The organism is Lacisediminihabitans profunda (assembly GCF_008040105.1).
Classification (GTDB): domain Bacteria; phylum Actinomycetota; class Actinomycetes; order Actinomycetales; family Microbacteriaceae; genus Lacisediminihabitans; species Lacisediminihabitans profunda.
Genome location: NZ_VRMG01000008.1, coordinates 142,515 through 165,904, shown reverse-complemented (window position 1 = coordinate 165,904; position 23,390 = coordinate 142,515). Strand labels below are relative to the sequence as shown.

Sequence of the window (23,390 nt, the reverse complement as noted above, 5' to 3'; positions counted from 1 at the left end):
ATCCGTACCAAGATGCCTGCCCTTTACCGCCAAATAGAAAAGGAGGTCGAGATGGCTTACTTGAATGACATCTGCGACGATCTGACCAGCAAATCGTTCAGCCAGATTCCGCCCGAGGCGGTCGAAACCGCCAAACGTGCGCTAATCGACTACTTTGCAGTAACCATCGCCGGGAGCCAACATCCCGACTTGCAAGGTGTCGCAAGGCTCTCCGCGGCCAAAAACTCAACCCGCAATGCAGCTCTGTTGGGAACCCAGCTCCGGGCGAGCCCGGACTATGCGGCTCTCCACAACGGCTTTGCGGCGCACATCTACGATTACGACGACTATTCCATCATCAACCACCCAACCGCCCCCGTAGCGCCCGCGGCTTTCTCGATCGCAGAGTCCTTGGGCGGCTCCGGGCAAGAGGTGCTTCGGTCATACCTCCTGGCAGGAGAGGCCATGTACCGCATCGGTCGACAATGCCTGCCTTTCACCAGTGACCAGGGGTGGCATACCACCGGGGTCTTCGGAGTACTCGGAGCCAGCGTGGCCGCCGGACTCTCCACCCGACTCCCGGCGGATGAGATAGCTGCAGCCCTCGGAATCGCAGCCTCCGAAGCTAGTGGTCTCCGCGGCAACTTTGGCTCGCCAGTCAAGCCCTTACACTGCGGCATGGCCGCTCGCACGGGCATCTGGTGCGCCGAACTCGCCAAAGCTGGACTTCGCCCGTCCGCGGGGATCATCGAAGGTCTCGATGGGTTCTTCCAGCTATTCGGCGGGTTGGCACCAGACACGGTCACATATTCGTCAAGCCAGACCTGGAGCATTCTTGACCCTGGCTTCAACTTCAAGCGATACGCCTGCTGCTCAAGCATGGGGTCAGCGCTCGACGCTCTGTTGGAGTCTGACGAGATCGCCGGGCTCAACCCCGCAGACATCGTCGCGGTGGACGTCGGCCAGAGCCCTTGGTCCTACAACGAACTCATCTACCATTCGCCTTCTCGTGTTACTGAAACCAAGTTCTCCATGGAGTATGCGGTCGCTGCGGCACTCACCTTCCGGCGCGCGAGCGTCGAAGTGTTCAATGATGAGGCGTTCCTCAATAACCCAGCGATCGGTCCGCTGATGGAGCGGGTGAGGACCCGGGTGGATGACGAACTCGCTACACGAAACTTCACCGCCGACGCACCGGTAAAGATCGACATCACCCTCGAAAACGGCAGATCAATCCATCTCAGCCGCGACTTCGCTAAAGGAAACGTCCGCAATCCGCTCACCGAGGACGAGCTACTCCAGAAGTACCGCTCGTTGGTCGTGCCCGTACTAGGCGACGACCGCTCAGAAGAACTGCTCAGCGGACTGTTGCAGCTCGAGCAAGTCGAGGACGTGACAGCCCTACTTCGGTTTTGAGCCACTCAGGGACGAAAAGTCTAGCGCTGGACCGGGGCCAGGTCGTCGCTCGCAGACGCTGTGAATTAGTCGCAGAAGAGGGGATGCAAGGTCTCTACTTCGATGATGGTCCGCTGGGGCCGGGTGCCTGCTTGTTGAGTTGTCAGAAATCGGCGGGGTTGCCTATGGAGTTGGAGGTGTACAGCAGGCCACTCTGGTCAACAGTCACCTATGGCGGAGCACATTGAACGCGATCGCATCGCCGCGATGATAATCCTCCGCGTAGAGGACACGGCGTCCAGATGTCGTTAGGCAGGTCTCTTGGACCAAGAGCCAGGGGCCGAGGTCGCTGAGAGCGTGGCGTTGAACGAACTCGGGAGGGAGCTCGGTTGCGGTAATGCGTGCAACGGAGGAAGTGATGTGATGCCCGTGAGCTTCAAGAGCGGAAGTCAGCGATGCGCTCCAGTCGCGATGTGCCGGAGACCCCGGGAGCGCATCGCGAACAATTGTGTTCAGATTGACGACAAGCGGCTCGTCGTTGCCGTAGCGGATTCGTGCCAAACGGATGACTGGCGCACCTTCTTCCAGCCTCAGCGCCTTCGCCTCGACCGCCGTTGCCTCGCCCTCGGCAACGCCGAGGACTGCAGTTACGATCTCATAGCCCAACGCGGTCAGTACCTCGGTGATGCTCTCGTACCGAGTGATGGGGCGCTCGACCGCGAGCGAACCCATGGACGAAATGAACCGCCCCTGGCCTTGCACGGCATTGAGCACACCCTCTTGCTCAAGGCTCTTGAGGGCTTCTCGGACGGTGGGGCGTGAAACACCGAAACGCTTTGACAAGGCGCTTTCCGCATCGAGTTTGTCACCGGCGTCGAGACCCCGCTCTGCAATTAGATCGAGGATCTCCTGGCGCAGCTGCTCAACCATGGTCTGCTTAGCCGAGCCCGGGCGCCGTTCCTTGTCTGACATGTCTCTCCCCACGTCCGTTGACCATATCAGAACGCTAACGATAGCGAGATCGAATGATCTGGATCTTGCGCAGAGTGCGCCTCATCCCTATGGTTGTCAGATAACTGATCCACATGTCAGACAACTAACTATCAATTTATCCCTGAGGACTCCATGTTCAATTTCGACGAACCGCGATTCGTGACAATCCAGAGCAACGCCGTCGAGGCGGGCGTGGCCTTGCGCGAACTGGTGACTGCTCTGGTGCGTGATGGCGCACAGAACCTTTATTTCTTGGGCGCTGGAGGCGCTGGAGTTCTAATGGAGCCTGCGGCGCAGCTCGTACAGCGTCTAAGCACATTCCCAGCCCAGGTAGTTCAAGCGGCCGAGATTCTGGCGACGGACGCAGTACCGCTCGGATCCCATTCGATCGTCGTCATCCCGTCCCTATCCGGCACCACCCGCGAAGCGCTCGACGTCCTGCGCTTTGCGAAGTCCAAGGGGGCCACGGTGATTACTCTCACCGGTCATGAGGACACCCCGGTGGCTCAAGAAGCTGACCACAACTTCACCGTCTTCGCCGAGGATGACACATCCTCAGAGTCGTTCTACCTCCAGTCCCTTCTGCTCGTTCTTGCACTGCTTGAAGCAACCGGCGACTACCAGCACTACGACCGAGTCGCCGCCGAGCTCCGTACCCTTCCGCGGCTGCTTCTCGAGGCCAAGCGTGCCTATGAGCCGACCTCGGTCGAATTCGCGACACATATCCAGGCACATGACTTCCACATCATCAGCGGTGCAGGCTCCACCTGGCCAGAGGCGTGGTACTACGGAACTTGCATTCTGGAAGAGATGCAGTGGATCAAGACTCGGCCCATTCACGCGGCGGACTTCTTCCATGGCACCCTCGAGCTTCTGGAAGAAAACACCAGCCTCCTTCTATTCAAGGGCGAGGACGCGTCTCGCGCGATCGTTGAGCGCGTCGAGGCATGGGCGCCCGATATCTCCCGCAGCGTTCGAACGATCGACACCGCCGAGGTGAACCTTCCAGGGATCAGCGCCGACGTGCGCGCCCTTATCTCCCCAGTGGTGATCTCGACATTGCTGGAGCGTGTGAGTGCACACCTTGAAGAACTTACCCAGCACCCGCTGACGACACGTCGCTACTACCGCCAAGTCGCGTACTAGGCCAATGACCCGCCCCCTGTTCGCCGTTGTCGGCGACAACACTATCGACCGGTACATCGGCGCCGAGCATGAGAGCTTCGTTGGCGGCAATGCCGCCAACGTCGCCGCCCAACTCGCTCTCGCCGGCGAAAACGTTCGATACTACGGGGCCGTTGCCAACGACGAGGACGGCGCACGCATTCGCGCCGTCCTCCTCGACGCCGGAGTGGACGTACGTGGCCTCATCCAGCTGCCTGGCACTACCGCCGTGACGATCGTTCGCGTGCAACGCAACGGCGACCGAGTATTTGAACACGAAGACTTCGGCGTGACCGCCAACTATGCGCCCACGGCCGCACAAGTTCGCGAGATCGCCAAGGCCGACTGGGTTCAAATCGGGATGCTAGCGGACGCCAGCGCCCTCCGCGCGCAATTGCCGGCAACCAGAATTGGTCAAGACTGCGCGGTGTCTTCGGGATTCGACGGCCTAACGGTCGCGTTTGGTTCGGTCGGCGACGACGATCCGGCGCAATTCGCGAGGACCGCCCGTGCAGGCGGTGCGGAGCTCACAGTCGTGACTCGGGGAGCCCTCGGTGCGATCGCTATCCCCACTAGCGGAGAACCGATCACTATCGACGCGGCACCCGCTGTGGTCGTCGACACCACCGGTGCTGGCGACAGTTTCATCGCCGGATTCATTGCGGCTTGCGCGACCGGATCAGACACTGCGGCGGCGCTCGTCAACGGTGCCCGGTGGGCTTCCGTTACCTGCGGACATCGCGGTGGCTTCCCGCAGACAGGAACAATTCATGAGTAAAACGGCAGTGGTAACAGGAGCAGCAAGCGGCATCGGACGCGCATGCGCCCAAGCGTTGACCGCAGACGGCTTCGACGTCGTGTCGTGGGACCTCGCCGGCGAGGAACCCGTTGACGTGACAAATTCAGCTTCCGTCGCAGACGCGGTCGCGCGACTCGACGGACCTCTCGACGCTGTCGTGCTCGCCGCCGGAGTGTCGCGCATGGCACCCCTGCTCGAGACAACCGATGACGACTGGCATTTCCAGATGAACGTCAACGCATTCGGCGTTTTCAATTGCCTTCGCGCGCTCGCCCCCGTACTTCGACCTGGCAGCGCCATCGCCGTCATCGATTCCATGGCCGGCTTGCGCGGCGCACCATATTTGAGCGCGTACTCCGCATCGAAGTTCGCTGTCACTGGTCTCATCGAGGCAGTCACACCGGAGCTCGCCGTCGACGACGTACGTATCAACGGCATCTGTCCAATGTATGTACGCACGCCGATGGAGACCCGCGAACTCGCCTGGGAAGGACAGCTACGCGGGATGACCCCCGAGCAAGTCTTCGCCGAGTACGAACGCACCACTCCATTAGGACGCGTTGCAGAACCCGAGGAGATCGCCAGCACCGCGCTATTCCTCGTCACAGACCCGAGCCGGTACATGACCGGTTCGTTCCTCACCGTCAGCGGCGGAGCCCATCTCGGCTTCACCGTCGACCGTACTTAAAACAAAGAAAGGGAATCATGAATCGACGCATCACCACTCGGCTGATAGCCGCGGTAACCGTTCTGGTCGCCGGCACAGCACTGTCCGGATGTGCAGTTTCCGCCAACGGAGGCGGAAGCGACACGATTCGCGTGATCGCCCAAACCGGCGGACCAGGAACCGCGCTCGCCGACGCCGCAAAGGTCTGGAACAAGTCTCACGCCACAAAAGTCAACGTTGACCTCTTTGACTATGATGCGACGCGAGAGCGCACCGTCCTCGGCTTCAGTTCAGGCAAAAACAGCTACGACGTGATCGGTATGGACTACGCCTGGGAAAAGCAGTATGTCGATAGCGGCTATCTTGAACCGCTCAACGGCATGGTCAAATCGAGCGCGAAGTCGATCGACATGAACGACTACATCCAGGCTTACGTCGACTGGGGCACGATCGACAAGCAGCAGTACGCACTGCCATGGTTTGGCGCTGTCTACATGCTGTATTACCGCAAGGACCTGTTGCAGCAGGCGGGTGTCGAAGTTCCGAAGACGTGGGACGAGTACGCCAAAGCTGCACAAACGCTCCAGGAGAAGACGGGCGTCACCGGCACGACATTGATCGGCAAACGAGACGACCCTCTGCTCGACGAGTACTGGAGCATCGCTTGGTCGTACGGTGCCGACATCACAAAGGATGGGAAACACAGCTCGATGGACTCGCCAGAAGCGCGTCAGGCATTCGACGTCTGGAAGAAGGTCGCTCCCTACGCACCAGGTGACGCGCTGTCGGCCGACTGGCCTGCTGCCGCCGCTGCATTCGCGGAGGGTAAGACCGCCATGATGATCAATTTTTCTGACACCTCTGATTCCCTCATTTCCGGTACATCAAAGGTGAAGGACAATGTTGGATTCGCGCCACTCCCGGCCGGCCCAACCGGCAAAAGTACCCCGAACCTAGGCGGATGGGGCCTCGGCGTCTCCGCGAAGTCCACACACCGGCAGGAAGCATTTGATTTCGTCGCTTGGGCTACCGCAGCCAAACAGCAGCAGGCCGGTCTTGCCAACGGTGGATCGGCGAGCCGGATCTCCGTGCTCTCGAACCCTCAGAATCAGGCCAAGTACCCCTACTACGAGGCAGCGCTGACCAACTACAAGAACGCTGTGTTTTTCCCGGTGACATCGCACTGGGTCGACTGGGAAGCAGCAATGGCTCCTCCGCTCTCGTCCGCGTTGAATGGTCAGATCTCGACGGATGAAGCCTTCAGCCAGTCGTCGCAGCGGCTCGATGCCGAGATCGCAAAAGAAAAGTAGGAACACAGCTCTTGACGAACTCTCTCCTCGTCACAAGCACTCCGGGGCCACGCCGCGCGCGGCGTGGCCCCGCTCGAGCACTTGTTGCGCCTCTCCTCCTCTTGCTGCCAGCCGCAATTCTTGTGCTCGGCCTCCGCGTTGTCCCCATGCTTGTCGCGCTCTATCTCAGCTTCACTGACACCAATCTGTCGAACGCGGTTGGGGCTCCGGTTCACAACGTCGGACTGAATAACTACGCAAGCGTCCTGACATCCACCGACTTCAGCTCAGCAGTGTCAACGACCTGCTGGATCATCATCCCCGCGGTCGTCATCGAGATGGTGCTCGGTGTGGGAATCGCGCTGTGGTTGAACCGACCACGACGCTATGCGAGGGGAATGCGTGCCGTGACCTTGCTGCCATACCTGCTCGTTCCAGTCGTAATCGGCAACTTCTTCCGCATGTTTTACAGCGCTCAGTTCGGACAGCTGAACTACTACCTCAGTCTGGTCGGGCTACCGGCGCACGCGTGGCTTACCGATCCCGCAACAGTGCGCTGGGCGGTCGTGGCTCTCGAGGTTTGGCACACCACGCCCTTCGTCGCACTGCTATGTCTTGCCGGTCTCGCCGGAATGTCACCCGATCCGCTCGAAGCCTCCATGGTGGACGGGGCCAACGCCTGGCAGCGCTTTGTTCACATCGTCCTACCAGACCTGCTCCCGATCCTCGGCGCTGTGCTCGTGCTTCGAGCCATGGACGCAATCCAGCTGTTCGATGAGGTCTACGTACTCACCGGCGGTGGCCCTGGACGGCTCACCTCGGTCATCAACCTGTACCTCTACCAATTCGGATTCAGACAGTTCCAAATCGGGCAGACCTCCGCTGCCGTCACTGTCATCGTGGTGTTCCTTGCGGCGCTCGCGCTCATTGCATTTTCGATCATGCGTAGCCGTAGCCGTTCGCGCGAGAGGAACTCCGGCCTTGGTTAAGGGACTCGCGCACGTAGGCAATTTCATTATCGCGATCGCGCTCATTGTGGTCAGCATCTATCCGGTCGCCTGGCTGATCGTCGTGTCGTTGCAAAGCGACAGCAGCGCATACCAATCACCAACCAACTGGATTTTTGTTCCCCAGTTCGGCACCTACGGGAAGCTGTTCGCCGACCCGAGCTTCCTTGCGTCGTTGGCAAACAGCGTGCAACTCGCCGTTATCGCGACGGCGCTATGCGTACTGTTCGGCGCGATGGGTGGCTACGCATTGTCGCGGTACAAGGTGCCGGGTGCGACTGGCCTGACATTCATGTTCGCGCTGAGCCGTCTCGTCCCAACTTTCGCGATCGTCGTGCCGACCTTCTACATCTACCGGCAGCTCAATCTGCTGGACACGATGGCGGGCCTCGTGCTCGCCCTGGTCGCCTTTCAAGTCCCGCTTTCGGCTTTGATCATGTACCGCATCTTCGGCGGCATTCCGCAATCGTTGGACGAAGCGGCGCGCATTGACGGCGCAGGCTTCCTAAGAATTCTGTGGCAAGTCATCTTGCCAGTAGCCCGACCGGGGCTTGCGGCAAGTGCAGTCGTGACATTCGTGCTGATTTGGAACGAGTTCCTATTCGTGCTTGTTCTCGCAGGCAACCAGGTAGTGACGATTCCAGTCACCATAGCCGGATTCCAAACGGACAAACAGGTCCTGTGGAGTTCCATCGCCGCCACCAGCGTCATCTCACTAATACCGATCCTCCTCCTCATCGCCTTCGCTCAACGCCACCTTCTTTCGGGGCTGGGCATGGGTGCCGTCCGCGAATAAGCAGAACACGGAGTCAGCCATGAACGCAGCCATCATCACTGCGCCACGACGAAGTCGATCTCACGATCTTCGGAACGCTCGGCGACCGAGCACGAGCGAGACGATCCAGACCGGGCTGATGTTGGCAACCCGGGCGACGTCCTCGTCCGAAGCGGAGTGACAACAAAAAGCGCAAGCGCAAACTGCGTACACGGGACACCGGTGTGCATGGAGCTTCCCGGTAACGTCGCGATCTCGAATGTCCTCGATTGGACCAACACTGCTCGAGCGGACAGAACTCCACGTTCGTTTTAGATGAGCCAACAGAAAAGGAAGAACACATGGATCTACAACTCGCCGAAGGCATTGCGGTGGTAACAGGTGCCGGATCAGGTATCGGAAGAGCGACGGCGAAATATCTCGCCGCCGAAGGTGTCAAAGTCGTTCTACTTGACATCGATTTGGAAGCTGCGGAACAGAACGCTCGCGAGATCTCGACCGAGGGAGGTCAAGCGGCGGCGATCCGGGTTGACCTTAGCGATGAGAATTCGACCGGGGAGGCCATTGCCGAAGCGGCAGCCACGTTTGGCGGTATCGACTATCTCGTACTCTGCGCTGGTATTTCGACGCTGTTCGGGAAAGGAGTCGACGAAATCGGCGCAGCTGCGTGGGACCGAGAATTCGGAGTGAACGTCCGCGGTCAATGGCTTCCAGTCAAATTCGCGCTGCCCAGTCTTCGCGCGAGCTCGCGGGCGGCAGCAATTTCGATCGTCGCGTCCGACTCGGCACTATTTGCTGCCCCACTCAATACGGCGTACGAGGCTACTAAGGGAGCAGTCCTGATGCTCACCAAAGGGTTGGCTGTAGACCTTCGCCCCGACAACATCCGCGTGAACTGCGTTTGCCCTAGCGTCGTCGACACGCCCCAGTCGAGAGCTGCGCTCGGCATCGTCGAGGGGGGCTATGCAAACGTGGACTACCCAGTGCACTCGCCGGAGGACATTGCCCGGTATCTGACTTTGCTCATTTCTCCTGTCACCGCAACGATCAATGGACATCCGCTTGTAGCCGATTTCGGATATAGCGCACAATCCAATTTCCCCGCGTGAAGCCGCGCAGTATCGACACGCTGGCGCGTAGGCGCGATTGATGCAGATAGTCACCGGATTTCAGAAGCGATACGACTGGGGTTCTCACCATGCGATCCAGGAATTCCTCGCTGAGGGAGATCAATCGGTTCCGCTGGCGGAGGTGTGGTACGGCGCACACCCCGCCGGCCCCTCCACACTGCCCGATGGCACGAGACTCGGCGAGGCGATAGCGGGTAGCCCGCAGGAGGTTCTCGGCCCGAATCACAGAAGGCGATTTGGCGACAGGCTACCGTTCCTGATGAAACTTCTCGCACCTGGTCGCGCCGTCTCCATACAGGTGCATCCCAACGGGGTACGAGCGCGGCAACGCTTCCGCAACAACGGTGATCGGGCGCAGTCTGCTTCTACGTTCGTCGACCCGTACCACAAGCCGGAAATGGTCCTCGCAATCGGGGAGTTTGATGGGCTGGTCGGGCTGCGGCCTTTACAGGAGGCTCGCGAACTGCTGGCGAGACTGGACGAGCCGTTGCTGGCATCGGCCGAGGTCGCTCTCAGGAACACCGATCCGGACGCGGGCCTTCGTGCCGCATTCGCCTCGCTTGCGCGAGTGAATGCCCACGATGTGGAGACCATTGCGGGTCGGATGGCCGGAAGAGTGGCTGAGCACGAGGCGTTCGACACATTCAGACAACTGATCGCTCAGTATCCGGGGGATGCAGGGGCGCTTGTGTCTCTTCTCCTCACGCGAGTGCACCTTCGTGACGGCGAGGCAGTTTTCGTTGACTCGGGAGTTCCGCACGCATATCTCTCGGGTCTCGCAGTCGAGATCATGGCCAGCTCCGACAATGTCTTCCGTGCTGGCCTCACGTCGAAGGCCGTGGACGTCCCCGAAGTCCTAGCTAACCTCATAACCCACCCGGCCGAGATATTGAGAGGCCGGGGAACGTCAGTGATCTTTGCGCCAAAAGTGGAAGAGTTCCAACTCATGTCCCACCTGGGTGGAGTTAGTTTCAGCGAGTCGCGAGGACCCCAATTGGTTCTCGCGCTCTCGGCCGGAGTCTCGATCGGGACAGCGAAACAAACGATCACTTTGCTCAAGGGGCAGTGCGCATTGATGACTAACGCGGACGGGCCATTCACCGTACGCGGCGATCGAGCCGTCATCGCATCAACGGGAGTAGAGCGCAACAACAACGACCCCGGGGGACAGAACGGGTAACCCCATGATCGCGACTCTGGTCCGACGCAGGGGGCAGGTTCGCCGGCGGGTCGATCAGATTGGAGTAACCGATGACTCTCTGACTTCCGGAGGAGCGCGGTCACTATGCCCACGCTGGCCACAAGCTGCAGGTAGGGACGAAGGGAGTGTCCAGGTACGTCGTCGACGCAGGTGACTCGCAGGGTTTTATCCATGCCAAGCGTAACCCGCGGCTCGTATCCGTCTCGCGAGGGCTTTGGAATCGACGTTCTTGTGCGCGGCAATTACAAAGGGCACCAGGGTTCTTTTCGGCTGGTGATTGTTCGGGATCATTCCTTCCTGGTCAAGCCACACGAAATTTTTCGACCAAACCGCTTCGCTTTTAAGTCGAAGATTTTCGTTCTTCGGGCTTGACCATTCCCTCGTGATCCCGAATTTCGGCAGGTGCCGAAAGGCACTGAGGTTCTGAGAGGGACGTGACCCCCACGTTCCCGGGAGCCTCCGTCTGAAATCAGAGGGAGCAACACGAAATGAGCAACACAGAAACCGGGACCAGCATCCGCGTCCAGTACGTCGACCCCCGCGAGGTCGTGATCAAGGCGAACGTCCGCACGGACGTGAACCTGACCCGCGAATTCGTTGCCAGCATCAAACGTCACGGCGTCATCGTCCCGGTGATCGGCCACCCGGGTGAGGAGGGGCGGGTGACGGTCGAGGAGGGCCAGCGCCGCATCCTCGGAGCGATTGAGGCGGAACGGTTCGAGGTTCCCGCCTACATCGTCCCGGCCTCTGACACGGAGGCGATCCGCATCATCCGCCAGTTGATCGCCAACGACCAGCGCGCCGAACTGACCGATGGGGAGCGTGCGGCGGCGTGGAAGCAGTTGGAGTTGGATGGTCTGTCCGTGACGGCAATCGCCAGGGAGTTGAGCGAGAAGCCGAAGCGGGTCAAGGCCGGTCTTGCTGTGGTCGACAGCGAGGTCGCGACAAACGCGGTGGCCGAGCATCAGTTGACGCTGGATCAGGCGCTCGTGCTGATTGAGTTCGAGGACGACCCGAAACTCGTGAAGGCTTTGCAGGAGACGGCGCGGAAGAATCCGGACGGGTTCGCCCACTACGCCCAGAGGCTGCGCGACCAGCGTGACACCGAGCGGCAGATTGCAAGCCTGATCGAGGGATTCGACAAGCGGGGAATCCGGGTGATCGACTGGCCCAGCTGGGACGACAAAACCGTCGCAGCCGTCGAGGACTTGCAGGACGCTGACGGGAAACTGCTGACTATCGACGGTGACGACAGCTACGAGGGGCGCCCCGGCCATGCGGTCGCGGTGCGGGAGTCGTGGCGGGGCGTCGAGTTCGGCCACTTCGTCACCGACTTCAAAACCCACGGACTGCGCAAGCCCTCAGCGTCCGGAGCGCCGGTCGGGAAGTGGACGGACGCGGAGAAGGCCGAGCGCCGCACCCTGATCGCCAACAACAAGGCGTGGGGCAGCGCGGAGGTTGTCCGGAGGGAATGGCTCGCGTCGTTTCTTTCCCGCCGCACACTGCCGAAGAACGCCCTCTCGTTCGCCGCGAGGGTACTTGTGGAGAACACCGGGCAGGTGCGTTCCGCGCTGGATGATCACCACGGGTTGGCGCTGGAACTGTTCGGCTACGAGTACAAGTGGGGCACCACCAACCCGCTGGTAACCCTGATCGAGCACAACCCCGCCAAGACTACAACGGTTCTGTTGGCGGTCGCGGTTGCGGCGATGGAGGGTAATACGAGCAAGAGCACGTGGCGCAGCCCCGACGCCGACGATGTGTTCTACTTCACAACCCTTCAAGGGTGGGGCTACACCTTATCTGAGGTAGAAAACCTCGTTCTCGGCATCACGCCCATCGCTGTCGATGCCGACGAGGAGCCAGCCCAGACGCCCGCAGAAGGAGAATCCGGAGTTGAGGGAGAGGCAGACGAAAGTGCCACTCGTGAGACCGAGCCAGAGGAGGTTCAGGCTGGCGACGGGCCGGAGCAGGTCGAGGAAACCCCGTCGGAGTTCGGCGACGAATAAGGGAACCGGGTGCCGCCCCGCGAAGAGCGGCACCCCTGACCCGGAAAGGAGAACCCAGACCATGACTACCGCACTCATGCGGACGGTCGAGCAAGGCCGCGACGCCCGCCTGTCCCGGATCGCCTTGGCGCTGTTCAGCGAGCCTGGCGAGACGATAGTCGGAACCCTGATTGCCCAATACGGCCCGACCACGACCGCACGCATTGCGCTCGGCTTGGAGGAAGGCAGTTCCAATGATGCCGACATGATCGCTGTGTTCCGGCAGCGTGTCACACCACGCGTGAACGATGTTGAACTCGAGCGCGCCCACCAGGCAACGGAAACGATCGGGGCGAGTGTGTTGATCCCCGGCGATCCCGAGTGGCCGGGAGCGCTCTCCGATCTGGGCGTGCATCAACCCATCGCGCTTTGGACGAGGGGTCGTGCTGAATTGCTCGCGGGGCCGCTGACGAACCGTGTTGCGATCGTCGGGTCACGCGCAGCCACCGACTATGGGGAGCACGTGACGATGGAGATTGCGGCGGCTCTCAGCGAGCGCGGGCGCACCATCGTGTCGGGTGCTGCCTATGGCATTGACGCAATCGCACACCGTGCAACACTCGCCGCTGGTGGGCACGCTGTCGCAATTCTTGCCGGGGGAGTGGACCGCTTCTACCCCGCTGGGAACGACGCACTCCTGCAACGTATCGCGGAGTCCGGGCTGATCGTGTCGGAGTTGCCACCGGGAGCCTCACCCACGAAGTGGAGGTTTCTGCAACGCAACAGACTGGTCGCCGCCGTCAGCGCCGTAACCGTCGTCATTGAGGCCGGGTACCGCTCGGGATCGCTGAACACTGCGGGCCACGCCCACGGCCTCGGCCGACCTGTCGGCGCGGTTCCCGGCCCGGTGACCAGCGCAGCCAGCGCTGGCTGTCATCGTCTCATCCGCGAACACGTCGCAGAACTTGTCACGAACGCGGACGAGATCGACCAACTCATCATCACCGCATAGGACCAGGTCCACCACCGAAGAGGGATGCCACCACATAGTGGCATCCCTCTTTCGCGTTCTTCAATGTACGGCGAACATCGTCGGGTCTCCGGCCATCGACTCTCCTCCGCTCCCGTTCTATAGCAGCCTGTCTCCATCTCCATCAGATCTCGCTCAGATCGGAACACACCTCTTGCAGTCCAGGCCCGGCTCCCATTTCGGGAGACCGGAGACGCACCTTCGTTCAGGTCGAACGACACGAATCTGAGGTGATCGCGTGACGGTGTCAATGCGTGTCATGTCCGCGGGTGACGGATACCGCTACCTTCTGAAAACTGTCGCCGCAGGCGACGGAAACCGTAGTCTCACGACTGCTCTGACGCGGTACTACCAAGAGAAGGGGACGCCACCCGGTTTCTGGCTCGGGTCCGGCATTGCCGGACTCCGTCATGGGGAATTGGTGCCGGGTGCCGAGGTGACTGAGTCGCAGCTTCAGCTTCTCCTCGGCTTGGGGTGCGACCCGGTGACGGGCGAGCCGTTGGGGAAAGCGTGGCCGACTTTCAAGACAGCGGCCGAGCGAATCGAGGCCCGCATCAGAAACCTGCCCGCGGAGTTGAATGTTGCGCAGCGGGCGGAAGCCATCACCGCCATCGAGAACGAGGAGCGAGCCCGCACGAGGCGGCGCGCTGTTGCCGGGTTCGATCTCACCTTCTCTGTCCCGAAGAGCGTGAGCACCTTGTGGGCCGTTGCGGACGGGGGCACGCAATCCCTCATCGTGCAAGCGCACCACAACGCCGTTGCAGAGATCCTCGATCTGATGGAACGCGACGTTGCAATGACTCGCGTCGGTGCGGATGCCGGCAACGGCTCGGTCGCGCAAGTCGAGGTTCGCGGACTGGTTGCAACAGCGTATGACCATTACGACTCCCGCGCATCGGACCCGCAATTGCACACCCATGTGGTGATTGCGAACAAGGTGCAGGGCGCACACGACGGGAAGTGGCGCACCCTCGACGGACGGCCGATGCACGCCGCCGTGGTCGCCCTGTCAGAGCACTACAACGCGATCCTCGCCGACCATCTCGCCCGCGACCTCGGCATCGGATGGGAGTCACGGGAACGCGGCGAACGCCGCAACCCCGCGTTCGAAATCATCGGCGTGAGGGACGATCTGATCGGCGCGTTCTCTTCCCGCTCCCGCAACATCGAGGTCGCCGCCGACACCCTAATCGCCGACTACGTCGAGAAACACGGGCGTCAACCATCTGCGAGAACAATCCTTCGACTCCGCGCCGAAGCGACCCTCTCGACCCGACCAGAGAAGACGATCCACTCCCTGGCGGACCTGACCGACGAATGGCGCAGCCGCGCCAACACGATCCTCGGAGAAGACAGCACCACATGGGCGACCAACCTCCTCGCCCGAAGCAGTCAACCAGCCCTACTACGCGCCGACGATGTGCCCCTGGATGTGGCGGAACAGATCGGCAGCACGGTCGTCGAGGTAGTGGGGTCGAAGCGGTCGACCTGGCGCAGGTGGAACCTGCACGCGGAAGCGTCGCGTCAGCTGATGGGCGTTCGCTTCGTGTCAACCGTCGATCGGGAAGCGGTGTTGGGGTTGATCGTGGATGCCGCAGAGCATGGGTCTTTGCGACTCACTCCGCCGGAGCTCGCCTCATCGCCGGCGGAGTTCCGACGCGGCGACGGATCCAGCACGTTCCGTCCCAAACACGGTGCCCTGTTCTCCTCCGCCGAACTGCTCGCCGCGGAAGACCGCCTCCTCGCCCTCGCCCACAGGACGAACGCCCCGACGCTTGATCTCGAGTCGGTGGAGCGGGAGACGAGCAGAACGGATGCCCGCGGAATCTCCCTATCGGAGGACCAGTTGGCCGCTGTCGCCCACGTCGCGGTCTCTGGGCGAACCGTTGACGTTCTCGTCGGTCCTGCCGGGACCGGGAAGACCACGACTTTGCACGCTCTCCGGAAGGCGTGGGAATCCGAGCACGGTCGAGGATCCGTGATCGGACTCGCGCCGTCCGCTGCCGCCGCACAGGTCCTCGCCGACGAACTCGACATCGCAACCGAGAACACCGCCAAATGGGTCCACGCCCATCAGCACAACGGGTGGACGTTCGAGGCAGAGCAACTGGTGATCATCGACGAGGCATCCCTCGCCGGCACATTCACCCTCGACACCATCGCCTCGCACGCCGCCAGCGTCGGGGCGAAACTATTGCTGGTTGGGGACTGGGCACAGTTGTCCGCGGTGGAAACCGGGGGAGCGTTCGCGATGGTCGCCCGCGACATGGAACCAGCCGCCGAACTGCTCGACGTCCGCCGGTTCCGCAACGAGTGGGAGAAGAACGCGAGTCTCCAACTTCGCCTTGGCGACACCACCATCATCGATACCTACCTCCAACGTCGGCGCATCGCTGAAGGCCCTCTGGACGGCATGCTCGACGCCGCATACACGGCCTGGCAACAGGACCTTGCCGCAGGGAAAGCCTCGGTGATGATCGCCGAGACCAACGAGACCGTCACCGCCCTCAACGAACGAGCCCGCCTGGACCGCATCATCACCGGTCAAGTCAAGGCAGCCGGTGCCATCACCCTTCACGACGAGACCGAAGCCAGCTCCGGCGATCTTGTCATCACCAGAAAGAATGACCGCACCCTCACCACCGGCACCGGGTGGGTGAAGAACGGCGACCGCTGGACCATCACCGCCACCCACAACGACGGCTCCATCACCGTGCGGCGCCCCGGAAGACGCACGGGTGCTTCGATCAGGCTGCCCGCGACCTACGTTGCCGAGAACGTGGAACTCGCCTACGCGGTTACCGCCCACCGGGCACAGGGCTCAACCGTGGACACCGCGCACGCGATTGTCCACTCCACCCAGATGACCCGCGAAACCTTTTACGTATCCATGACCCGTGGACGCGACGCGAACGCCGCCTACGTCGCCACCGACCAGACCCAACTCGAGGAACACCAACTACTCCCCGACAGCGACGTCACAGCCACGACCATCCTCGCCGCGGTCCTCAACCACGAGGGGGCGGAGAAGAGCGCGCACGAAACCATCACGATCGAACAGAACACCTGGGCAGGGATCGGACAGCTCGCAGCAGAGTACGAGACGATCGCTCAAACCGCCCAGTACGAGCGGTGGGTGAGCCTTCTCGAACACACGATCCTTACTCCGGGACAGGTCGATCAGATCATCGAATCGGAGTCGTTCGGCCCCCTCATGGCTGAGTTGCGTCGCGCCGAAGCCACCCAACGCAACGTCGACCTTCTCCTCCCACGACTGATCGCCGCTCGGGGCCTCGATGACGCAGACGACCTGGGCGCGGTCATCCGACAACGCATCCAACACGCCACCGCAAACCAAACCGGGAGCACCCGCAGACGCGGCAGCTCGCCACTGATCGTTGGCCTCATCCCGGAAGCCACCGGACAGATGACCATCGAGATGCGTGCCGCACTGAACGAACGCAAAGCCCTGATCGAGAAGCGCGCGATGACCATCGCCGAAACTGACACCACGGCCGGCGTCCCGTGGACGGTGACGCTCGGCCCGGCTCCGGCAGGGGAGAAGCAGCGTCAGCAATGGCTTCGACAGGTGCGTGTGATCGCGGCATACCGAGACCGCTATCAAATCACCGACCCGAAGCCGCTCGGCGGCGAACCAAGCCCGCAGTCACGACTCGACCACGCCCGCGCGCAGGCAGCCATCCGGACCGCGCAGCGGATCGCCAAGGACGGTCCCGCCGCACACGAGCCGAGCAGATCAGCAACAGAGCGGACGTCGCCGTCGCTGTGAGCGGCGCAGTGTTCACCCTGTTGCTCGTCTGAGCGGAGGGGTAAAATCCATTCTGGTAGCAATCCATATGAGTCGACCCAGCACTTCAGCCTGGGCGACGCTTCTCCCACCTGGGTGCCTAACGAAACCGCCACTACCACCGGCCAACAACCGCGACCGTTAGGACACCACCGTGCTTCTCTATCTCTTCATGCGCGCCGCCATCGGGCTCCACAACCTGCTCCAATACGCTCCCACCAACCTGCTCCTGCGCTGGCTGCGCTCCCGCCGCGGGCTGAAATGGGGGATCCCATTCATGCTCCTGGGCGCCACCTATCTGTTGACCGCCGCACTTCTGGCCACCTGGCTGCAACACGGCGGTCCCAGCTGGCTCAACCTCCTTGTCGCCCTCGGGATCTGGAACGGACTCAAGTTCCTCGCCTTCGGCCCGATCAGCCTCATACGGCTCGGCGTGATTCGATTGCGGGAATCGCGACAGCGCAAGCAATCGTCCTCGGCCCACTTGACCGTCTAGCGATCCCCACCCGCCGGATGCCAATGGACGCCACGGTACTTGCTCGGATCGTCAAGGAAATCTTCTATCCTGGCTACCCGTTCACCCCGGTCGGTCGAGTTCTCCAAGTTCACTAATTCGCCAGTATCCGGGTGCACTGCGATCGCCCGATAGAACACCGCGCTGCTACGGCCAATGGTGTGCTCGGCAACCCAGCCAACGATCCTCCCGTCCCGGCTGACCTCCCACTCGGGCCGGTCACCCCTCCGCTTCGGAATCATGAAACGCAACTCAACCATCTCGCACCCTCAGTCGTACATCCGAAGGAGAATCCACTCGCACCGGCTGGCGACATAGCGGACATCGAAGACCAAACTTCGGCCGTCATCATCCGTACCTTGAAGTCGCCATCCGGGGTGAACTGTCGGGGGATGCATCGCGACGAACTCGTAATCCGACTCAAGCAACGCAGGAGTGTCAGTGCCTTTGAATCGTCGCTCGTCCCAAAAAAGCCCTTCCGGGACACCCCGCTCGTTCGTCCACACCGCAATACTCGCCATGATCGTCGTCATCATGATCACCTCAGAAACAATCGAACATATATTCGATTGAACGAGAGTAGCCAAGGTTCGCGCGACACGCTAGTAAAGGTTCTGCAATAGCGAATGATGCTAAATTCTCAGGCCCGCTCACGGAGCGCCCGCTGCTGCTCGGCGAGGGCTTCCTGTCATGCTCGAGTTCATGAACTTGAACCGAAACCCGGACTACCTTCGTTCGCTCATTAACGCGGTCGAACAGTTCAAGACAGCCCTCGCGGAGTTCCTCGAACTCCAAGTAGAAACGAAGGATGCCGGATTCGGGCGAGGGCTCCTGCCTGCGGTGGTGCCGCGAGACGATGCCGACCCGGCGGATGTAGCAACGCGTCGCTCAGCCGTCGACCAAGCGGCCGGGGCGGCAGCCAACGCCACACTGCTGACGGGCATCAAGATCGGCGTTGCAGGGATCGGCGAAATCGACCCGATCGCAGCTTGGTCCACCATCGCCGACCCGAAACCCCTCCTCGAACCACCCAATGTCATTTCCGCTGCCGACAGCACGATCGGCCGGCTCCAGGCGCTCATCAGTCAAGCCGAAGCCGCAGCGCCTCCAACCACAGGCGTGGAAGCAATGCACCCGCTGGTGTGGGGCGCGGCCCGCAAGCTGTGGCTCGACGAGCACTTCCAGCAAGCGGTCGCAGCTGCAGCAGAGGCGGTGGTCGGGCAAGTGAAGGCCCTGACGCGGCGCAATGACATTGCGGAAACAGCGTTATGGCAGGAAGCATTCTCTAACGCCGAACCCACACCCGGGAAGCCGCGGTTGCGCTGGCCCGGCGAGCCGAACGACCGCGCAGTCAAGACCATGAATGACGGGCTGAGACAGTTCGCTCCCGGCGTCCAAATGACGATTCGCAACTCAGCCGCGCACGGCGAACAAGAGATGGAGCCGCAGGACGCACTGGAAAGGCTGGCTACTCTGAGCTTGCTCGCCCGATGGATGGAGCGTTGCGACCTCGTGACAGCTAGCTGACGATCACGATGCAGTGAACGCCCACCGAGCCGCAAGAGCGGAGAGAGTTATTCCGGAGGGTGTAGGTGATAGTGGAGTTTGATTGAGAAGGGCGGCGCACCGCCCGGTCCGCTTCGCAGTGCGTCGTCCTCTCTACGCATCATGCGGACTGGCTGGCCGTTAGCGTGAGCAGGTGACGATCTTCACTAACAGGGCTCGCTCGGACAGGTCGCCGAGGAAGGCGAACGAGACAACGTTCAGCTTCCTGGATCGCACAGGCTCGGCTTATTTCGCGCCCATACGGGACTTGCTCGAAAAGTGGGTTGATGACATCCCAGCCGAGCATCGTGCCGGAATCGTTGGCAACCTCACGAGCGGCGACGACAAGTTCGAGAGCGCCTTTTGGGAGTTATACCTGTACGCCGCCGCGACTGGTACCGGTGACCGTGTTGAGATTCATCCTGACGTTCCCGGCACGTCTAAGCATCCAGACTTTCTGGTGCATGCCGCGACTTCGTACTACTTAGAAGCGATCTCAGTCGGCCGTTCGCCAGAACACGTCGCTACCGAAAAACGATTGCGAGATGTCGAGGCGGTCCTCGACCAAGTCCGCGTCGCCGGGATCACCTTGATGTTCGAGTATCACCGGGTCGGCGCCAAGCCGATTCGTGCCGCCAAGTTAAGGGACCGGCTCGTCCGATGGATCGACTCGCTGGACACGTCAGCGTTGGGTTGGCGGAGTGATGCCTTTGAACTCCACGCATTCCGTCCATCCTTCCGTTTCGAGGATGACGGTTGGGCGCTGTCTTTCGAGGCTTTGCCGACGAAGGGCAGATCGCCGCTGATCGGGATTCGCGGAGAGGGACGGGCTAAGGGGGTAGATAACACCACCGGCCTCGGACGAGCTCTTGACTCGAAGGCGAACAAATACGGAACGCAGCTGCCGCACCCCTTGGTGACCGCTGTACTTAGCAACACGGAGTTCCCAACGCGTGACTACGACGTGTCCGCCGCCTTGTACGGCCTCAGCGCATCACCACCCGCTAGTGTCGAGGATCCGGCAGACCTTCACACCGACGGGCATTGGCGTACGAAGAATGGTTGGCGACGTTCTCACAACCCGAACGTGATCGTCGCTGCCGGTCTGACGCTCCACAACTTGGCTTCGGTGACGCCGGCCTTGTGGACTACCTTGGACCCGTCGGCGGCTATCGTCGCCGACATCGTGTGGGCAGACCCCGTAAACGTCTGCGGGCGTGACCCGCAATCGCTGGGTCGTCCTCCGGCATTCGACGCCCTTGGCATTGACGCGTCCTGGTGCTCCGGCAGGCCCGACTTCGATAGCTGACGAACGATGTCCCGCTGACCCTCAGGTAGACGGCACCGCCGTTGTGGTGCGTGCTCGCAGAACGGTTCTAGAAAACGACCTAAGACCCCAGCCCGTACGACACACTTGGATTGACGGCAGGCTCCGCGCTTGCGTTCACTAGACGAGGAGGCGATATGGCATTCGTGCGAACGGCAGCGAGTTCTGCGAGCTACTCGTCACCGGGCGAGCTGTATAGAGACCTTCCTCGCCGTCCAGGAGCTGTGCCTGGGCTCTGGGCGCATCAGTCTGAGATGCTCCAGACCTTCACGGCACAGTCGAACGCCTCGGATGTTGCGTTGGAGCTTCCCACCGGAACTGGGAAGACTGTGACCGGTTTGCTGATCGCTGAGTGGACGCGTCGTAGCCGCAAAGCGCGAGTTATTTACGCATGCCCCACACAGCAGCTTGCTCGACAGGTTGCGGCGTCGGCATACCGCGAAGGGATCGATACAGCTGTTCTCGTCGGGCGCCATGCGGAATGGCCCGTCGCCGCGCACGCGTCCTACGACGCCGCGGACGCGATCGCCGTCACGACCTACAGCAGCATCTTCAACAGCAACCCGCACCTGGCAGACGCTGACCTGATTTTGTTCGATGATGCGCATGCCGGCGAGCAATACGTCGGCGAAGCATATGGCGTCGATTTGGGGCGATGGAAGGCTCCCAATGAATACGCCGCGGCGCTTGAGGCGATCGCACCGGCACTCGATGGCGTCTTTCTCGAACGATTGCGCAGTGACCAACCTGACCCTGGAATCAGCGGCGACGTGCGCCTCGTGATCCCTCTCCGGCAAGCGGGCATGACCGCGAATCTCGACGCTGTGCTTAGTTCATTCGCCTCTCCGCACAGCTATCGTTACTCGATGATCCGCGCGGGTCTGGCCTCGTGCCTGGTCTACGTCGCCTACTCCGGAATCTTGATCCGCCCGTATGTCCCGCCGACATACCAGAACCCTCTCTTTACTGGTGCCCGCCAGCGGGTCTACCTGTCAGCCACTCTTGGAGAAGGCGGAGAACTCGAACGGGCATTCGGGCGGGCAGGAATGCTGCGTCTCGCGCAACCCAGCACCGCCCCACGCTACGGGCGGCGATTCTTCGTGTTCCCCGAGTTCGTCGAGAACGTGGATGTCGGAGAACTGAGCCGAGCCGTCGTGGAAGAGGCCGGCAAAGCACTCGTCTTGGCCCCACGGACAGAGGTTGCGATGGCCGACGCCAAAGAACTCGCCCAGCCGGGCTGGCCAGTCTGGGGCGTCGACCAGGTCAGCGACAGCATGGCTCCGTTCGCGGCCCTGGAACATGGTGTGTGCGGATTGGCGGCGCGGTACGACGGGCTGGATCTTCCCGGAGATGCCTGCCGCCTGGTTGGCCTCGATGGCGTGCCCGATCAGGACAACCTCCAAGAGCGATTCCTCCAATCCCGCGCACGCGCTGGAGCGGCATTGGCAGCTCGCGTGCGCACTCGTGTAGTGCAGGGCGCTGGACGATGCACCCGAGGTCCCGAGGACACCGCCGTCGTCCTAGTCTTAGGCTCTGACCTCTCGCGCTATCTGACCCGACCCGAGGTTGTCGCGGCCCTTGATTCGGAGCTACAGGCCGAGATCCGATTCGGGCGTGAGAACTCGCAAGCTGGCTCTCCAGCAGATGTACTCACCAATGTGCGGGCCTTCCTCCACCAGGACACCGACGAAAGCTGGCGCATCAACGCGGAGCCAGCCCTCACCGACTACCGCCGCGAGATGGCACAACAGATGCCGGCCGGCACAGCCTCTCTTTCATCGTGCGTAGAGTACGAGATCCAGGCATGGGCCGCGGCCACGATCGGCGCGTGGGCGGAGGCGGCACAGCACGCTCACGAGGTCGCCCGCTTGGTCGGGGCCGGCGGCACGAGCACCGTCGGATATCGCGCGTTCTGGATCTACCTTCAGGCCGCCTGGGCAGACCAAGCCGCCGACCAGACCAACGACGCGTCGGGGCGCGCCGCAGCCGGCACCCTCGTCCGACTCGCCGAGCAAGTCATGGGGCTCGGATCGTGGGTACGACAAATGGCGCCGTTCCCTGCCATGCAACGCTCGGCGCTCAACTCCGTCGATGCCTACGCCGTCAACGTGGTGGCGGCTGAACTAGAAGCCGGCGTCAATCAGGGAAAGATCCATCGCCGTCTCGGCGAGATCCATGCAGGCCTTCAAGAGCGCAAACCGAGCTTGTATGAACCTGCGTTGACGAAGTTGGGGACACTGGTCGGCGCAACGGCTGAAAAGCCGGCGGGCACGGGGCGTTGCGACTCAACATGGTGCTGGGATAACGAACTCTGGCTCGCACTGGAGGCCAAGAGCGATCACGAACCGACCGGGGTCGTACCGCATAAGGACATTCGTCAGGCCAACGATCAACTCCGACTGCTGGCCGCGGACAGAGGTGTCGAAATGTCGCCCGTCGACAGCGCCACCATCGTCATCTCCCCTAAGCCCGGCGTGCATGATGATGGCATCAAGGGAGCCGAATCCCATGTTCATCTCGTCCCACCGTCAATCCTCTCCGAGTTGGCCTACGACGTCGGATCGGCTTGGGATGAACTGCTCACGAAGAGCGCTGGACGATCCGCCTCGGAATTGAGGCAGCTCGTCGGTGGCACCTTCAACAGTCGAGGCGTGCTGCCGTCACAGATCCACGAGCGCCTTACGTTCGACCCCGTTGGCGAGAAGAACGAGTCACAGGCGTGACAGCCGCAAAACACCCGCCCTTCCCATCCGGCGCACTCGAGCAAACCTGCAAGCTG

Annotated in this window: 19 protein-coding genes; 16 read left to right on the top strand and 3 right to left on the bottom strand. The window is 61.7% G+C overall.

The annotated features are described in order from the left end of the window. The first annotated feature begins 51 nt into the window (after positions 1–51). Complete coding sequence (locus tag FVP33_RS11655) at positions 52–1,395, top strand: MmgE/PrpD family protein (RefSeq protein ID WP_187270690.1); 1,344 nt, start codon at positions 52–54, stop codon at positions 1,393–1,395. A gap of 204 nt (positions 1,396–1,599) precedes the next feature. Here the strand turns inward: FVP33_RS11655 and FVP33_RS11650 are convergent, their stop codons facing one another. After that, positions 1,600–2,346 (bottom strand): GntR family transcriptional regulator, encoded by a 747-nt coding sequence (locus tag FVP33_RS11650; RefSeq protein WP_187270689.1) that lies wholly within the window; start codon positions 2,344–2,346, stop codon positions 1,600–1,602. Between the two features lie 153 nt (positions 2,347–2,499). Here FVP33_RS11650 and FVP33_RS11645 point away from each other — a divergent pair, with 153 nt between their 5' ends. From FVP33_RS11645 to FVP33_RS11590, 12 genes are all read left to right on the top strand, one after another. After that, positions 2,500–3,513 carry an SIS domain-containing protein gene (locus tag FVP33_RS11645; RefSeq protein ID WP_147783834.1) on the top strand — a complete coding sequence of 338 codons (1,014 nt, stop codon included), beginning with the start codon at positions 2,500–2,502 and terminating at the stop codon, positions 3,511–3,513. 4 nt (positions 3,514–3,517) lie between these two features. Then, entirely contained in the window at positions 3,518–4,309 is a 792-nt protein-coding gene (locus tag FVP33_RS11640; protein ID WP_147783833.1) for a PfkB family carbohydrate kinase, read from the top strand. Then, on the top strand, positions 4,302–5,018 hold the full coding sequence (locus FVP33_RS11635) for an SDR family NAD(P)-dependent oxidoreductase (RefSeq protein WP_147783832.1): 717 nt from the start codon (positions 4,302–4,304) through the stop codon (positions 5,016–5,018). Before FVP33_RS11640 ends, FVP33_RS11635 begins: the two co-directional genes overlap by 8 nt. Before the next feature lie 17 nt (positions 5,019–5,035). Continuing rightward, the gene (locus FVP33_RS11630; RefSeq protein WP_147783831.1) at positions 5,036–6,307 is read left to right on the top strand and encodes an extracellular solute-binding protein; all 1,272 of its coding nucleotides are present in this window, start codon (positions 5,036–5,038) and stop codon (positions 6,305–6,307) included. 146 nt (positions 6,308–6,453) lie between these two features. Next, complete coding sequence (locus tag FVP33_RS11625; protein WP_147783830.1) at positions 6,454–7,275, top strand: carbohydrate ABC transporter permease; 822 nt, start codon at positions 6,454–6,456, stop codon at positions 7,273–7,275. Further along, complete coding sequence (locus FVP33_RS11620) at positions 7,268–8,089, top strand: carbohydrate ABC transporter permease (protein WP_147783829.1); 822 nt, start codon at positions 7,268–7,270, stop codon at positions 8,087–8,089. Before FVP33_RS11625 ends, FVP33_RS11620 begins: the two co-directional genes overlap by 8 nt. Positions 8,090–8,409: 320 nt before the next feature. Further along, positions 8,410–9,177, top strand: coding sequence for an SDR family NAD(P)-dependent oxidoreductase (locus FVP33_RS11615; protein WP_147783828.1), 768 nt, complete (start codon positions 8,410–8,412; stop codon positions 9,175–9,177). A 40-nt stretch (positions 9,178–9,217) separates the two neighbouring features. Further along, positions 9,218–10,378 carry a mannose-6-phosphate isomerase, class I gene (manA, locus tag FVP33_RS11610; protein ID WP_147783827.1) on the top strand — a complete coding sequence of 387 codons (1,161 nt, stop codon included), beginning with the start codon at positions 9,218–9,220 and terminating at the stop codon, positions 10,376–10,378. A gap of 509 nt (positions 10,379–10,887) precedes the next feature. Further along, complete coding sequence (locus FVP33_RS11605) at positions 10,888–12,408, top strand: ParB/RepB/Spo0J family partition protein (RefSeq protein ID WP_147783826.1); 1,521 nt, start codon at positions 10,888–10,890, stop codon at positions 12,406–12,408. A gap of 61 nt (positions 12,409–12,469) precedes the next feature. Beyond that, positions 12,470–13,399: a DNA-processing protein DprA gene (dprA, locus tag FVP33_RS11600; RefSeq protein ID WP_147783825.1), complete on the top strand. Its 930-nt coding sequence runs from the start codon at positions 12,470–12,472 to the stop codon at positions 13,397–13,399. A 268-nt stretch (positions 13,400–13,667) separates the two neighbouring features. After that, the gene (gene mobF / locus FVP33_RS11595) at positions 13,668–17,207 is read left to right on the top strand and encodes a MobF family relaxase (RefSeq protein ID WP_246142328.1); all 3,540 of its coding nucleotides are present in this window, start codon (positions 13,668–13,670) and stop codon (positions 17,205–17,207) included. Positions 17,208–17,379: 172 nt separating this feature from the next. Beyond that, positions 17,380–17,721 carry a sulfate permease gene (locus FVP33_RS11590; protein ID WP_246142310.1) on the top strand — a complete coding sequence of 114 codons (342 nt, stop codon included), beginning with the start codon at positions 17,380–17,382 and terminating at the stop codon, positions 17,719–17,721. Here FVP33_RS11590 and FVP33_RS11585 read toward each other — a convergent pair. Next, a complete protein-coding gene (locus FVP33_RS11585) occupies positions 17,718–17,999 on the bottom strand; it encodes a hypothetical protein (protein ID WP_147783824.1) in 282 nt (93 codons plus the stop codon). The genes FVP33_RS11590 and FVP33_RS11585 overlap by 4 nt on opposite strands. A 9-nt stretch (positions 18,000–18,008) precedes the next feature. After that, the gene (locus tag FVP33_RS11580) at positions 18,009–18,272 is read right to left on the bottom strand and encodes a hypothetical protein (protein ID WP_187270688.1); all 264 of its coding nucleotides are present in this window, start codon (positions 18,270–18,272) and stop codon (positions 18,009–18,011) included. A gap of 157 nt (positions 18,273–18,429) precedes the next feature. On the opposite strand from FVP33_RS11580, the gene FVP33_RS11575 reads away from it, so the two are divergent. The 3 genes from FVP33_RS11575 to FVP33_RS11565 all read left to right on the top strand — a co-directional run bounded on the left by FVP33_RS11575 (position 18,430) and on the right by FVP33_RS11565 (position 23,334). Continuing rightward, complete coding sequence (locus FVP33_RS11575) at positions 18,430–19,266, top strand: TIGR02391 family protein (RefSeq protein ID WP_222706706.1); 837 nt, start codon at positions 18,430–18,432, stop codon at positions 19,264–19,266. Positions 19,267–19,438: 172 nt separating this feature from the next. Continuing rightward, a complete protein-coding gene (locus FVP33_RS11570; protein ID WP_147783822.1) occupies positions 19,439–20,593 on the top strand; it encodes a hypothetical protein in 1,155 nt (384 codons plus the stop codon). Between the two features lie 155 nt (positions 20,594–20,748). Beyond that, positions 20,749–23,334 carry a DEAD/DEAH box helicase gene (locus FVP33_RS11565; RefSeq protein WP_147783821.1) on the top strand — a complete coding sequence of 862 codons (2,586 nt, stop codon included), beginning with the start codon at positions 20,749–20,751 and terminating at the stop codon, positions 23,332–23,334. The last annotated feature ends 56 nt before the right edge of the window (positions 23,335–23,390 follow it).

Excerpts from the sequence above, each read along its gene's own strand:
- FVP33_RS11615 (WP_147783828.1), top strand. The coding sequence starts at position 8,410 with ATGGATCTACAACTCGCCGAAGGCATTGCGGTGGTAACAGGTGCCGGA.
- FVP33_RS11585 (WP_147783824.1), bottom strand. The coding sequence starts at position 17,999 with ATGGTTGAGTTGCGTTTCATGATTCCGAAGCGGAGGGGTGACCGGCCC.
- FVP33_RS11630 (WP_147783831.1), top strand. The coding sequence starts at position 5,036 with ATGAATCGACGCATCACCACTCGGCTGATAGCCGCGGTAACCGTTCTG.
- FVP33_RS11640 (WP_147783833.1), top strand. The coding sequence starts at position 3,518 with ATGACCCGCCCCCTGTTCGCCGTTGTCGGCGACAACACTATCGACCGG.
- mobF (WP_246142328.1), top strand. The coding sequence starts at position 13,668 with ATGCGTGTCATGTCCGCGGGTGACGGATACCGCTACCTTCTGAAAACT.
- FVP33_RS11575 (WP_222706706.1), top strand. The coding sequence starts at position 18,430 with ATGCTCGAGTTCATGAACTTGAACCGAAACCCGGACTACCTTCGTTCG.
- FVP33_RS11650 (WP_187270689.1), bottom strand. The coding sequence starts at position 2,346 with ATGTCAGACAAGGAACGGCGCCCGGGCTCGGCTAAGCAGACCATGGTT.
- FVP33_RS11655 (WP_187270690.1), top strand. The coding sequence starts at position 52 with ATGGCTTACTTGAATGACATCTGCGACGATCTGACCAGCAAATCGTTC.
- FVP33_RS11635 (WP_147783832.1), top strand. The coding sequence starts at position 4,302 with ATGAGTAAAACGGCAGTGGTAACAGGAGCAGCAAGCGGCATCGGACGC.
- FVP33_RS11565 (WP_147783821.1), top strand. The coding sequence starts at position 20,749 with ATGGCATTCGTGCGAACGGCAGCGAGTTCTGCGAGCTACTCGTCACCG.
- manA (WP_147783827.1), top strand. The coding sequence starts at position 9,218 with ATGCAGATAGTCACCGGATTTCAGAAGCGATACGACTGGGGTTCTCAC.
- FVP33_RS11645 (WP_147783834.1), top strand. The coding sequence starts at position 2,500 with ATGTTCAATTTCGACGAACCGCGATTCGTGACAATCCAGAGCAACGCC.
- FVP33_RS11625 (WP_147783830.1), top strand. The coding sequence starts at position 6,454 with ATGCTTGTCGCGCTCTATCTCAGCTTCACTGACACCAATCTGTCGAAC.
- FVP33_RS11605 (WP_147783826.1), top strand. The coding sequence starts at position 10,888 with ATGAGCAACACAGAAACCGGGACCAGCATCCGCGTCCAGTACGTCGAC.
- FVP33_RS11580 (WP_187270688.1), bottom strand. The coding sequence starts at position 18,272 with ATGACGACGATCATGGCGAGTATTGCGGTGTGGACGAACGAGCGGGGT.
- dprA (WP_147783825.1), top strand. The coding sequence starts at position 12,470 with ATGACTACCGCACTCATGCGGACGGTCGAGCAAGGCCGCGACGCCCGC.